The organism is Stenotrophomonas sp. TD3, assembly GCF_001939825.1.
Lineage (GTDB): Bacteria > Pseudomonadota > Gammaproteobacteria > Xanthomonadales > Xanthomonadaceae > Stenotrophomonas.
The window spans coordinates 152,712-165,146 of sequence record NZ_MOYM01000001.1 but is presented as its reverse complement, the minus strand read 5'-3'; the positions used below and the strand labels follow the sequence as shown (position 1 = coordinate 165,146).

At 65.6% G+C, this 12,435-nt stretch carries 8 protein-coding genes; 2 read left to right on the top strand and 6 right to left on the bottom strand.

The features are described from left to right. Positions 1-8 precede the first annotated feature (8 nt). The 5 genes from BKE09_RS00725 to betI form a co-directional block, all read right to left on the bottom strand. Positions 9-881, bottom strand: a complete 873-nt coding sequence (locus tag BKE09_RS00725; RefSeq protein ID WP_075674559.1) for a crotonase/enoyl-CoA hydratase family protein — start codon at positions 879-881, stop codon at positions 9-11. 161 nt (positions 882-1,042) lie between these two features. Next, positions 1,043-2,719 (bottom strand): long-chain fatty acid--CoA ligase, encoded by a 1,677-nt coding sequence (locus BKE09_RS00720; protein ID WP_075674558.1) that lies wholly within the window; start codon positions 2,717-2,719, stop codon positions 1,043-1,045. A gap of 222 nt (positions 2,720-2,941) precedes the next feature. Further along, positions 2,942-4,624 carry a choline dehydrogenase gene (gene betA, locus BKE09_RS00715; protein WP_014037074.1) on the bottom strand — a complete coding sequence of 561 codons (1,683 nt, stop codon included), beginning with the start codon at positions 4,622-4,624 and terminating at the stop codon, positions 2,942-2,944. Between the two features lie 101 nt (positions 4,625-4,725). Beyond that, positions 4,726-6,198 (bottom strand): betaine-aldehyde dehydrogenase, encoded by a 1,473-nt coding sequence (betB, locus tag BKE09_RS00710; RefSeq protein ID WP_075674557.1) that lies wholly within the window; start codon positions 6,196-6,198, stop codon positions 4,726-4,728. Positions 6,199-6,236: 38 nt separating this feature from the next. Continuing rightward, positions 6,237-6,827 (bottom strand): transcriptional regulator BetI, encoded by a 591-nt coding sequence (gene betI / locus BKE09_RS00705; protein ID WP_014037076.1) that lies wholly within the window; start codon positions 6,825-6,827, stop codon positions 6,237-6,239. A gap of 170 nt (positions 6,828-6,997) precedes the next feature. On the opposite strand from betI, the gene BKE09_RS00700 reads away from it, so the two are divergent. Both BKE09_RS00700 and BKE09_RS00695 read left to right on the top strand, forming a co-directional pair. Further along, complete coding sequence (locus BKE09_RS00700) at positions 6,998-8,548, top strand: BCCT family transporter (RefSeq protein WP_014037077.1); 1,551 nt, start codon at positions 6,998-7,000, stop codon at positions 8,546-8,548. 266 nt (positions 8,549-8,814) lie between these two features. Continuing rightward, positions 8,815-9,258, top strand: a complete 444-nt coding sequence (locus BKE09_RS00695; protein WP_075674556.1) for a hypothetical protein — start codon at positions 8,815-8,817, stop codon at positions 9,256-9,258. 125 nt (positions 9,259-9,383) lie between these two features. Here BKE09_RS00695 and acnA read toward each other — a convergent pair whose 3' ends face one another. After that, complete coding sequence (acnA, locus tag BKE09_RS00690) at positions 9,384-12,137, bottom strand: aconitate hydratase AcnA (protein ID WP_075674555.1); 2,754 nt, start codon at positions 12,135-12,137, stop codon at positions 9,384-9,386. Positions 12,138-12,435: the final 298 nt, after the last annotated feature.

The window sequence follows — 12,435 nt, the reverse complement described above, 5'->3', positions numbered from 1 at the left end:
GGGATGAATCAGGCCGCGTCGAGACTGGCGCGACGGGTCTGGGCCTTGATCAAGCGATCCATGGTGCGCAGCGAGCGGTCGCCGAGGGCCAGGGCGGAATCGACCCATACCTTGGTGATCTCCAGCAGTTCGTCATAGCTGACAGGCTGGGCAATGCTGCGTGCGGCGTTCATTGCCAGGTAGGACTGTGGGGTGCGCTGCTGCTGGCGGATCAGTTCTTCAACGGCCGCCCGGCCATCGCCTTTCTTCACCAGCACGTCGACCACGCCCATCGCATGCATCTCCTCGGCGCTGTAGACCCGGCCGTCGAGAATGATCTTCTCGGCCAGGTGCGGTGACACCCGGCGGCACAGGAAGGAGTAGGCGCCCATGCCCGGGAACAGGCCGAACAGAACTTCGGGCAGGCCGAGGCCGCTGCCTTCCTCGGCGACGATGGTGTGGCAGGCGAGGGCCATTTCCAGGCCACCGCCGAGGGCGTCGCCCTGGATCAGGGCGATCGAACGGACATCGCCGCCGAACCCGGTATGCAGGTGGTGCACGCCCTCCACGCAGCGCTGGGCGTAGTTCAACAGGAGGTCGCGGTTGCCTTCGCGGATCAGGCGGGTGAACAGGTCCAGGTCACCGCCCAGGTTGTAGGCGACGGCGTCGGAGGCCAGCACGAAATGCCGCAGGGTGCCGCTGTGGCGCTCGGCGGGGCTGCGGGTGATGGCCGCCATGTAGCTCCACATCTCGTCGAGCATGTCCTTGCGGCAGCAGGGACGGATGCCGGTGGCGGCATCGGCATGCATGAACAGCCAGTGGGCAGTGCCGTCGGCACTGTCTTCGGTACGGATGGTGGCAAAAGGCGAGCCGCTTGAGGGCAGCTTTTCGATGGTACTCATGGAAGGGTCCTCGGCATGCGGCCCGCAGTGTCAGGTGGGTGGCCGGCGGGCCGAACGGTCCACACACGCGGCGATGCTACACCGCCTCAGGGGCGTCGCATGCGAAAGGGCCCGGGACGTTTCCGCCCCGGGCCCTGCACTGTCCAGATTGCCGAAAACCCTTACTGGGCGGGCGTATCGCGGAGTTCGCGACGGAGGATCTTGCCGACATTGGTCTTCGGCAGTTCCTTTCGGAATTCAACGATTTTGGGGTGCTTGTAGCCGGTCAGGTTGGCCCGGGCATGCTCCTTGACCATTTCGGCGGTCAGGTTCGGGTCCTTCTTCACGATGACCACCTTGACCACTTCGCCGGACTTTTCATCCGGCACGCCGACCGCGGCCACTTCCAGCACGCCCGGCATCATCGCGATCACGTCCTCGACTTCATTCGGGTACACGTTGAAGCCGGACACCAGGATCATGTCCTTCTTGCGGTCGACGATGTAGAAGAAGCCCTGTTCGTCCATCTTCGCCATGTCGCCGGTGTGCAGCCAGCCGTCGGCGTCGATGGTCTTGGCGGTTTCCTCCGGGCGCTGCCAGTAGCCCTTCATCACCTGCGGGCCCTTGATGCAGAGTTCGCCGACCTCGCCCAGCGGCAGGATGGCGCTGTTGTCGTCCTTGATGCAGGCATCGGTGGAGGGGATCGGCAGGCCGATCGAGCCGTTGTACTCGGTCAGGGTGAGCGGGTTGATGCAGGCTGCCGGCGAGGTCTCGGTCAGGCCATAGGCCTCGACCAGGGTCACGCCGGTGACCTTCTTCCAGCGCTCGGCCACGGCGCGCTGCACGGCCATGCCGCCGCCCAGGGTGACCTTCAGCGAGGAGAAGTCGACCGTGTCGAAACCGGGGGTGTTGAGCAGGCCGTTGAACAGCGTGTTGACGCCGGTGATGGCGGTGAAACGCACCGACTTGAGCTCCTTGACGAAGCCCTTCATGTCGCGCGGGTTGGTGATCAGGTGGTTGCAGCCACCGAACTTCATGAAGACCAGCCCGTTCGCCGTCAGTGCGAAGATGTGATACAGCGGCAGGGCGGTGATGATCCACTCCTTGCCCATCTCGATGCCCGACGCGCTGATCCAGGCCGAGGCCTGCTGCATGTTGGCGATCAGGTTGCGGTTGGTCAGCATCGCCCCCTTGGCCACGCCGGTGGTGCCGCCGGTGTACTGCAGGAACGCAATGTCGTCGTGGTCGATCTCGACCTTGGGCAGGCTGTGGCGGCTGCCGAGCTTGAGCGCCTGGCGGAAGCGCACCGCGCCCTTGAGATGGTAGTTGGGCACCATCTTCTTGATGTACTTCAGCACGAAGTTGACGATCACGCCCTTGCCGCCGAGCAGGTCGCCCAGCCCGGTGGTGATCACATGCTTGACCGGTGTATCGGCGATGACCTGCTCGACGGTGTCGCCGAAGTTGTCGACCACCACCAGCGCGGTCACGCCGGCATCGACCAGCTGGTGCTTGAGCTCGCGGGCGGTGTACAGCGGGTTGACGTTGACCACGGTCAGGCCGGCGCGCAGCACGCCGAAGGTGGCCACCGGGTACTGCAGGCAGTTGGGCATCATCAGGGCGACGCGGTCACCCTTCTTGAGCTTGAGCTCACCGAGCAGGTAGGCCGCGAACTGTTCGACCAGCGCGTCGGTCTCGCCATAGGTGAGCACCTTGCCGAAGCTGGAGTAGGCGGGACGGTCGCGGAATTTCGCGACGGAAGCGTCGAAGACCGAAGCTACCGAATGGAACTCGTTGACGTCGATCTCGGCGGGAACGCCTTTCGGATAGCTCTGCAGCCAGGGACGATCCAGACTCATATTCCCCCTCCAGGAATCGTGATGTATTAGGTTCCGGCCCTGAGCGTATCGACAATGGCCGGTCATTGCAGCATACCCCGCCGTAGGGAAAACGCGAAGAGGCCCCGAAGGGCCTCTTTGCCTGGTAGTGCCGGCCGCTGGCCGGCATCTACGCTCGATCGGGATTCCGGTGGATGCCGGCCAGTGGCCGGCACTACCGTGGCGCCTAGCGGGCCACCTGCGTCAGCCCTGCTTGCGCACCGGTGCACCGTTGGCCTTGTAGTACGGCGCGGTGCTGCGGGCCAGCGGGGTGCGGCCGCGGATCACGTCGGCCAGCTTCTCGGCCATCATGATGGTCGGCGCGTTGAGGTTGCCGGTCACCACCTGCGGCATGATCGAGGCATCGACGATGCGCAGGCCTTCCAGCCCGTGCACGCGGCCCTGGCCGTCGACCACGGCCATCGGGTCATCGGCATGGCCCATCTTGTTCGAGCACGACGGGTGGTAGGCGGTCTCGGCGTGCTCGCGCACGAACGCATCGATCTGCGCATCGGTCTGCAGCGCGCTGCCCGGCGAGATCTCGCGGCCGCTGTACGGGGCCAGTGCCGGCTGCGCGAAGATCTCGCGGGTGATGCGGATCGCCGCACGGAACTCGCGCCAGTCCTGGTCGTGCGACATGTAGTTGAACAGGATGCTCGGGTGTTCGCGCGGGTCCTTCGAGCGCACATGGATGCGGCCGCGGCTGGGCGAGCGCATGGAACCGACGTGCATCTGGAAGCTGTGCGCCTTGATCGGGTTGGAGCCGTTGTAGTTGATCGCCACCGGCAGGAAGTGGTACTGCAGGTTCGGCCAGTCGAACTCGGCGTCGCTGCGGATGAAGCCACCGGCCTCGAACTGGTTGCTGGCGCCGATGCCGGTGCCCAGGAACAGCCACTCGGCACCGATGGCCGGCTGGTTGTACAGCTTCAGTGCCGGTGCCAGCGACACCGGCTTCTTGCACTCGTACTGCAGGTACATTTCGAGGTGATCCTGCAGGTTGGCGCCGACGCCCGGCAGGTGGTGCACCAGGTCGATGTCCAGGCTGCGCAGCAGGTCGGCTGGGCCGACGCCCGAGCGCTGCAGGATCTGCGGCGAGGCGATGGCGCCGCCGCACAGCAGCACTTCGCGGCGGGCAGTGGCACGCTGCGGCTGGTCGTTGTGCAGCCACTGCACGCCCACCGCACGCTTGCCCGAGAACAGGATGCGGTCGGTCAGCGCGTGGGTGACGATGGTCAGGTTCGGGCGCGGCTTGGCCAGGTCCAGGTAGCCGCGGGCGGTGCTGGAACGACGGCCCTTCGGGGTCACCGTACGGTCCATCGGGCCGAAGCCTTCCTGCTGGTAGCCGTTGAGGTCGTCGGTGCGCGGGTAGCCGGCCTGTACGCCGGCTTCGACCATCGCAGCGAACAGTTCGTTGTTGCCGGCCTTCGGCGTGGTCACGCGCAGCGGGCCCTCGCCACCGTGGTAGTCATTGGGGCCGATGTCGCGGGTTTCCGCCTTGCGGAAGTACGGCAGGCAGTCCAGGTAGGTCCAGTCTTCCAGGCCGGGCATGCTGGCCCAGTTGTCATAGTCCATCGCGTTGCCGCGGATGTAGCACATGCCGTTGATCAGCGACGAGCCGCCCAGGCCCTTGCCGCGGCCGCAGTCCATGCGGCGGTTGTTCATGAAGGGCTCGGGATCGGTCTTGTACGCCCAGTTGTAGCGCTTGCCCTGCAGCGGGAAGGCCAGTGCCGCCGGCATCTGGGTACGGAAGTCGAGCCGGTAGTCCGGGCCACCGGCTTCCAGCAGCAGCACGCTGACATCGGCATCTTCGGTGAGGCGGGTGGCCAGCACGTTGCCGGCCGAACCGGCGCCGATGATGATGTAGTCGTACTCGTTATGGGTGCTCATGGGTGTCTCCTGCAGGCCGGGGCGCGCTGCATGCAGGCGTCCCGGCGGGATGTCGGATCGGCGCGGTGGCCGGACGATGGGGCGTGCTCGCGGCGCGCCGGTCAGAACACGCTGGCGTAGTCGCCCAGCTCGACCTGCACCGACTTGATGCGGGTGTAGTGGCCGAGGGTGGAGATGCCGTTCTCGCGGCCGACGCCGGATTCCTTGTAGCCGCCGACCGGCATTTCGGCCGACGATTCGCCCCAGGTGTTGATCCAGCAGATGCCGGCTTCCAGGCGGTGGATGATGCGGTGGGCGCGGCTGACGTCCTTGCTGACCACGCCGGCGGCGAGGCCGAAGGTGGTGTCGTTGGCGCGGCGCACCACTTCGTCTTCGTCGTCGTAGGCGAGGATGCTCATCACCGGCCCGAAGATCTCTTCCTTGACGATGGTCATGTCATCGCGGCAGTCGGAGAACACGGTCGGCAGCACGTAGGCGCCGTTGGCCAGCGCGCCTTCGGTGGCACGGCCGCCGCCGGTCAGCAGGCGGGCGCCTTCGGCCTTGCCGCTTTCGATGTAGCGCAGCACGTTTTCCATGTGCGGGAAGCTGGTCAGCGGGCCGAAGTTGGTCTCGGCGGCCATCGGGTCGCCGATGCGGATGCGCTTGACGCGCTCGACCACGGCGGCTTCGAACGCGGCCAGCATGCTGCGCGGCACGAACACGCGGGTGCCGTTGGTGCAGACCTGGCCGGAGCTGAAGAAGTTGGCCATCACCGCGATGTCGGCGGCGCGGTCGAGGTCGGCGTCATCACAGATCACCAGCGGCGACTTGCCGCCCAGCTCCATGGTCACTTCCTTCAGCGACGAGGACGCGGCGCTGGCCATCACCTTCTTGCCGGTGGCGACGCCGCCGGTGAAGGAGATCTTCTCGATCACCGGGTGCTCGGTCAGCCACTGGCCGATCTCGCGGCCCGGGCCCTGCACGACGTTGAACACGCCGGCCGGCACACCGGCTTCGGTGTAGATCTCGGCCAGCCGGATCGCGGTCAGCGGGGTCACTTCGGACGGCTTGAACACCATCGCGTTGCCGGCGGCGAGGGCCGGGGCCGACTTCCACATGGCGATCTGGATCGGGTAGTTCCAGGCGCCGATGCCGGCGACCACGCCCAGCGGCTCGCGGCGGGTGTAGAAGAAGCTCGATTCGCGCAGCGGCAGCTGGATGCCTTCGATGGCGGTGGCCAGGCCGGCGTAGTACTCGACCACGTCGGCACCGGTGACGATGTCCACGGTGGTGGTTTCGGCCAGTGCCTTGCCGGTGTCCAGTGTTTCCAGGTGCGCCAGTTCGTCGTTGCGCTCGCGCAGGATCTCGACGGCGCGGCGCAGGATGCGCGAACGTTCCATGGCGGTCATCGCAGCCCACACCTTCTGGCCTTCGGCCGCGCTCTGCACGGCGCGTTCGACGTCCGCCTGGCTGGCGACCTGCACTTCAGCGATCACTTCACCGGTGGCCGGGTTGACGGATTTGAAGGTCTTGCCGCTGGTGGCATCGACCCGCTGGCCATGGATGTAGAGCTGTTGGACGGGCAGGGTGGTCATGGGGCGTACTCCTTGGAAGGGGGCGGGTGCTGAAGCGCTTATAGCGCGACAGCCTGCAACTGGAAGTCGATGTAGCCGTAAGCGATGCGCCGGGACTTCTCGGCGTTGAACTGGCCGCCGACGAGGCTGCCGCGCAGCCACAGGCCGTCGATCATCGCGGCCAGGCCGCGGGCGGCCAGGCGGGCCTGCGGGTGGGGCAGCAGGCGGTTGAACTGGTGGCACAGGTTGGAGAACAGGCGCTGGTCGTTGGCGCGCTGCAGCCGGGCCAGTTCCGGCTGGTGCATGCTCGCGGCCCAGAAGGTGAGCCAGACGCGCATCGCGGTGCCGTTGATCTGGCTGTCGTCGAAGTTGCCATCGACGATGGCGCGCAATTGGTCGCGCGGGTCGTCGCCGACCTCGGCGCGGTAGCGGGCAACGGCGTCCTTCAACTCGCGCAGGATTTGCCGCATTGCAGCATTGAGCAGGCCGTCCTTGTCGCCGAAGTAGTGGGCGACGATGCCGCTGGACAGCCCTGCCTTCTTCGCGATGGTGGCGACGGTCGCATCGGCCATGCCGATCTCGTCGATGGTCTGGAAAGTGGCCCGGATCAGCTGTTCGCGCCGTACCGGTTCCACGCCTTTCTTCGGCATTGTCTCTCCACGGATTGCGACCCGAAGGATCGGGCTGCCGGCCATTATGCTTTTTATTGATTGAACGTTCAATCAATAAACCCTAGGATGCGCTCGCGCCCCACGCCATGGGCCCGGTTTACCGGTCCGGCCCCGCCCATGTGCTCCCTCGGACTTGATGAGACGACCCCATGTCTTCCCTGGCTCATCCCAAGCGTTCGCCCCTGCGCTTGAACCGTTTTGTCTTCTTCAGCTCCTCGGTGTCGATCGGCATCCTCGGGCTGCTCACCGTTCTCTATCCCGAAGGCAGCGAGCACTGGCTGCAATGGGCGCAGGCCGAGGTGTCGGCCGCGTTCGGCTGGTGGTACATGCTGCTGATCGTGCTGTGCCTGGGCTTCGTGCTGTGGCTGGCGTTCTCGCCGTATGGCCGCATCCGCCTGGGCCACAACGAGGAATCACCGGCCTTCGGCTACGTCGCCTGGGTCTCGATGCTGTTCTCGGCCGGCATCGGCATCGCGCTGCTGTACTACGGCGCCTACGAGCCGCTGGATCACTTCCTCAATCCGCCCGGGCAGCCCGGCGGGACCGTGGCCGCCGGCCGCGAAGCGATGGTGCTGACCTTCCTGCACTGGGGCCTGCACGGCTGGGCGCTGTACGCGCTGGTCGGCGTGGCCCTGGGCTACTTCGCCTACCGCCGCGACCTGCCGCTGGCGCTGCGCTCGGCGCTGTACCCGATCTTCGGTGAGCGCATCCACGGCCGCATCGGCGACATGGTGGATGGCTTCGGCATCCTGGCCACGCTGATCTCGATGGTGACCAACCTCGGCATCGGCGCGCTGGTTGTGCAGTCCGGCCTGGTCTACCTGTTCCACATCCCGGATACGCCGCAGGTGCTGGTGGCGATCGTGCTGGTGATGATGGTGGTGGCCACCATCGGCGTGGTCGCCGGTGTGGAAAAGGGCATTGCCTGGCTGTCCAACCTCAATGTGCGCCTGTTGTGTGGCCTGCTGCTGTTCGTGCTGGTCACCGGCCCGACCCTGCACCTGTTCGACGGCCTGATCCAGAACACTGGCGATTACCTCGGCGCGTTCGTGCGCAAGAGCTTCGACATGTACCTCAACGACCCGAAGGGCCGTGAGTGGATGGGCTCGTGGACGCTGTTCTACTGGGCCTGGTGGATCGCCTGGGCGCCGTTCGTCGGTCTTTTCGTGGCGCGCATCTCGCGTGGCCGCACCATCCGCGAAGTGATCATGGGCGTGCTGCTGATCCCGCTCGGCTTCACCCTGGCGTGGCTGTCGATCTTCGGCAACACCGCCATCGACCTGGTGCTCAATCACGGCCAGGCGATCCTGGGTGACGTGGCCCAGCACGATGCGGCGATGACGCTGTTCAAGCTGCTGGAGTACCTGCCCGCCGCGCCCTACGTGGCCGGCGCCGCAGTGGTGATCGGCTTCGTGTTGTTCCTGACCCCGGTCGACTCGGGCACGTTGATGATCGCCAACCTGTGCACCCGTCGCGTTGACGATGGCGTGGAGGATGGCCATGACGCGCCGATCTGGCTGCGCGTGTTCTGGGCGGCCGGCATCACCGTGGCCAGCGTCGGCCTGCTGCTGGCCGGCAACTTCAGCGCGATGCAGACGGCGGTGGTGCTGTGCGGCCTGCCGTTCTCCTTCACCCTGGCGTTCTACATGTGGGGCCTGCTGAAGGCGCTGCGCACCGACCCGGACGCGCCGCGCCGGTGATCGGGCACCTGGCATCTATCCCGATGCCGTCGGTGACGTAGTAGAGCCAGGCCATGCCTGGCTGCGGAGAAACAGGAAGGGCCGGATCCGTGAGGATCCGGCCCTTTTGTTGGGTGGCCGACCAGTAGTCGACTCTACCCAGGGTGAAGCGTTGCCTGCTGGCCAGTTGGAGATGCCGGGCCACACTCAATTTCGTAGCACTCTGAAAGACACGTAGCACCGTTCGCGGCAATCATCGTTCAACGATCCTTTTCCGGAGTTGAACAATGGCTCGAATCCTGAGCTGCGCGTTGATGATCTCGCTTTCGATGAGTGCCCATGCAGTGCCGGACGCGATGGTGCAATCGAACTTTCCAGTGATCGCGCTGGGTGAAACGGCAGAACTGAGCCTGCAACTGGCATCACATCCTGGTGGGCTGGTGACCTATTCGATCCACACCAATGTCTATGCCAGTGAGGAGAACAGCGGTTACCGGGTACTGGATGTGCGCTGCCCGCCGGGATTCTTCTCAAACGTTTACCAGGGAAACACCGGTGCGGTGTGCTATCGCGTAGAAGAAACGCCGCACCCTGCAGGTGAGATGTCGGTGACGGTGTTCAACGAGGATGCGCCGGATGGGCATCTTGAGTGGGAGGAAGGTCTTTGGTCGCTGGATGCCAGTGGCCCTCCAGTGAAGACGTCGTGGCACCTGTTTGGTGTGCGACCGTGATCGGAACGGTCGACGTGTGACCTGATGCGAGCAGGCCCATGTGTAGACGAGAAGGGCCGGATCCGCGAGGATCCGGCCCTTCTTCCCGCAGTGCCGAGCGCAGGCCCGGCTCCACAGGTGAAGCGTTACTTGCTGGCCAGCTGGCGCAGCACGTACTGCAGCAGGCCGCCGTGGCGGAAGTACTCGACTTCCTTCGGGGTCAGCAGCATCACCGACACCTCGAAGGTCTTCTTCGTGCCATCGGCTTTGGTCGCGGTGACCGTGGCACGCTTGCTGGCACCGTCCTGCAGGCCGGTGATGTCGATCGTTTCCGAACCGTCCAGGCCCAGGCTCTGTGCGTTCTCGCCGTTGCGGAACTGCAGCGGCAGCACGCCCATGCCGACCAGGTTGGAGCGGTGGATGCGCTCGAAGCTCTCGGCGATGACGGCCTTCACCCCCAGCAGCAGGGTGCCCTTGGCCGCCCAGTCACGCGACGAGCCGGTGCCGTACTCCTTGCCAGCCAGCACCACCAGCGGCACCTTGTCGGCCTTGTACTTCATGGCCGCATCGTAGATCGCCAGTTTCTCCGGCTGGCCACCGCCGGCCGGGTAGTACAGGGTGTTGCCACCTTCCTCGCCACCGAACATCAGGTTCTTGATGCGGATGTTGGCGAAGGTGCCGCGGACCATGACGTCATCGTTGCCGCGGCGGCTGCCGTAGCTGTTGAAGTCGGCCGGCTGCACGCCGCGCTCCTGCAGGAAGCGGCCTGCCGGCGAGTCCTTCTTGATGTTGCCGGCCGGGGAGATGTGGTCGGTGGTGATCGAATCGCCGAACAGGCCCATCACGCGTGCGCCGTGTACGTCGTCGATGCTGCCGGTCTGCATGGTCATGCCATCGAAGTACGGCGGGTTCTTGATGTAGGTGGAGGCATCGCTCCACTCGTACAGGTTGCCGTCCGGCGAGGCGATGGTGTTCCAGCGGGTATCACCCTTGAACACGTCGGCGTAGTTCTGCTTGAACATCTCCGGGCCGATGGTGGCCGCGATGACATCGCCGATTTCCTTGTTGCTCGGCCAGATGTCGCGCAGGAACACCGGCTGGCCATCGCTGCCGGTGCCCAGCGGCTGGGTGGTCAGGTCGATGTCGGTGGTGCCAGCGATGGCGTAGGCCACCACCAGCGGCGGGCTGGCCAGGTAGTTCATCTTCACTTCTGGGTGCACGCGGCCCTCGAAGTTGCGGTTGCCCGACAGCACCGAGGTGACGACCAGGTCGCCGGTGGCGATGCCGGCGCTGACTTCGGTCGGCAGCGGGCCGGAGTTGCCGATGCAGGTGGTGCAGCCGTAGCCGACAACGTAGAAGCCGATCTTCTCCAGTTCCTTCAGTACGCCGGCCTTTTCCAGATAGTCGGTGACCACGCGCGAGCCCGGGCCGAGCGAGGTCTTGACCCACGGCTGGCGGTTCAGGCCCTTGGCGGCCGCGTTGCGGGCCAGCAGGCCGGCGCCGATCATCACCGCCGGGTTGGAGGTGTTGGTGCACGAGGTGATGGCAGCGATGACCACCGCGCCGTCCTTCAGGCGCACCTTGCGGTTCTCGATCTCGATATCGGCAAAGCCCTTGGCCAGCTGCTCGTTGCCGACCGCGGCACCGCCACCTTCATTGACGAACGAGGAGACGTCGTCGCTGCGCTTGTCACGGTTGGCGGTCATGCCGACCAGCGCTTCGCGGTAGTTCTTCTGCACGTCTTCCAGCAGCACGCGGTCCTGCGGGCGCTTCGGGCCAGCCAGCGACGGCTTCACCGTGCCCATGTCCAGTTCCAGCGTGGTGCTGTACTGGGCGTGCGGGCTGCCCGGTTCGTGCCACAGGCCCTGTGCCTTGGCATAGGCTTCGACCAGATCGATCTGCTCTTCGCTGCGGCCGGACAGGCGCAGGTAGTTCAGCGACTCGGCGTCGATCGGGAAGATGCCGCAGGTGGCGCCGTACTCCGGGGCCATGTTGCCGATGGTGGCACGGTCGGCCAGCGGCAGGTGCTGCAGGCCGTCACCGTAGAACTCGACGAACTTGCCGACCACGCCCAGCTTGCGCAGCATCTGGGTGACGGTCAGCACCAGGTCGGTGGCGGTGGCACCCTCGGGCAGCTTGCCGGTCAGCTTGAAGCCCACCACCTGCGGGATCAGCATCGAGGACGGCTGGCCGAGCATGGCCGCCTCCGCTTCGATGCCACCCACGCCCCAGCCGAGCACGCCGATGCCGTTGATCATGGTGGTGTGGCTGTCGGTACCGAACACGGTATCGGGGTAGGCAACGGCCTTGCCGTCCTTGTCCGCGGTCATCACCACGCGGGCCAGGTTCTCCAGGTTCACCTGGTGGACGATGCCGGTGTTCGGCGGCACCACCTTGAAGTTGTCGAAGGCCTTCTGGCCCCAGCGCAGGAAGCCGTAACGTTCCTGGTTGCGCTGGAATTCGATCTTGCCGTTGAGGTCCAGCGCGTCCGGCTTGCCGAACACATCGACCTGCACCGAGTGGTCGATGACCAGTTCGGAGGGAATCTGCGGATTGATCTGCTCCGGCGAACCGCCGAGCTTGACCACGGCGTCGCGCATCGCGGCCAGGTCGACCACGCAGGGCACGCCGGTGAAGTCCTGCAGGACCACGCGCGCCGGCATGAAGGCGATCTCGGTGTCCGGCTCGGCTGCCGGGTTCCAGCGGGCCACGGCTTCGATGTGGTCCTTGCCGACGGTGATGCCGCCATCCTCGTGCCGGAGCAGGTTCTCCAGCAGGATCTTCATCGAGTAGGGCAGGTGGGAGATATCGAAGCGCTGGCCCAGCGTGGGCAGGCTGAAGTAGTCGTAGGTCTTGCCGCCGACGTTCAGCTGGCTGCGGGTGGAGAACGAATCGCTCATGCGGGGTAACTCCTTCTTGCGGATGGCTTGCTCTGGCCCGTGCGTTGACGGGCCTGCTTGCGGTCGCCGCGGGCCTGGCGGCCCCGGTGGTCCCAGTATGAACCCCAGACTGAATGGATTCATCCGGGCCGGGTTCCGGCCTGCGGCATCGGTTCCAGACTACAGGGGAAGGTGTATGGCGTATGTCACGTTTGTGGCCGATCCTTTGCGAGGCAAGGGCTGGCGGGTTTCCGGTCCTGTTCAGGGTGGAAGTATGCCCGGGGAAGTATGTATAATTTGTGCATACTCTGGAGGGCCT

Excerpts from the sequence above, each read along its gene's own strand:
- betI (WP_014037076.1), bottom strand. The coding sequence starts at position 6,827 with ATGCCGAAGAAAGGCGTGGAACCGGTACGGCGCGAACAGCTGATCCGG.
- BKE09_RS00700 (WP_014037077.1), top strand. The coding sequence starts at position 6,998 with ATGTCTTCCCTGGCTCATCCCAAGCGTTCGCCCCTGCGCTTGAACCGT.
- betB (WP_075674557.1), bottom strand. The coding sequence starts at position 6,198 with ATGACCACCCTGCCCGTCCAACAGCTCTACATCCATGGCCAGCGGGTC.
- BKE09_RS00720 (WP_075674558.1), bottom strand. The coding sequence starts at position 2,719 with ATGAGTCTGGATCGTCCCTGGCTGCAGAGCTATCCGAAAGGCGTTCCC.
- acnA (WP_075674555.1), bottom strand. The coding sequence starts at position 12,137 with ATGAGCGATTCGTTCTCCACCCGCAGCCAGCTGAACGTCGGCGGCAAG.
- betA (WP_014037074.1), bottom strand. The coding sequence starts at position 4,624 with ATGAGCACCCATAACGAGTACGACTACATCATCATCGGCGCCGGTTCG.
- BKE09_RS00695 (WP_075674556.1), top strand. The coding sequence starts at position 8,815 with ATGGCTCGAATCCTGAGCTGCGCGTTGATGATCTCGCTTTCGATGAGT.
- BKE09_RS00725 (WP_075674559.1), bottom strand. The coding sequence starts at position 881 with ATGAGTACCATCGAAAAGCTGCCCTCAAGCGGCTCGCCTTTTGCCACC.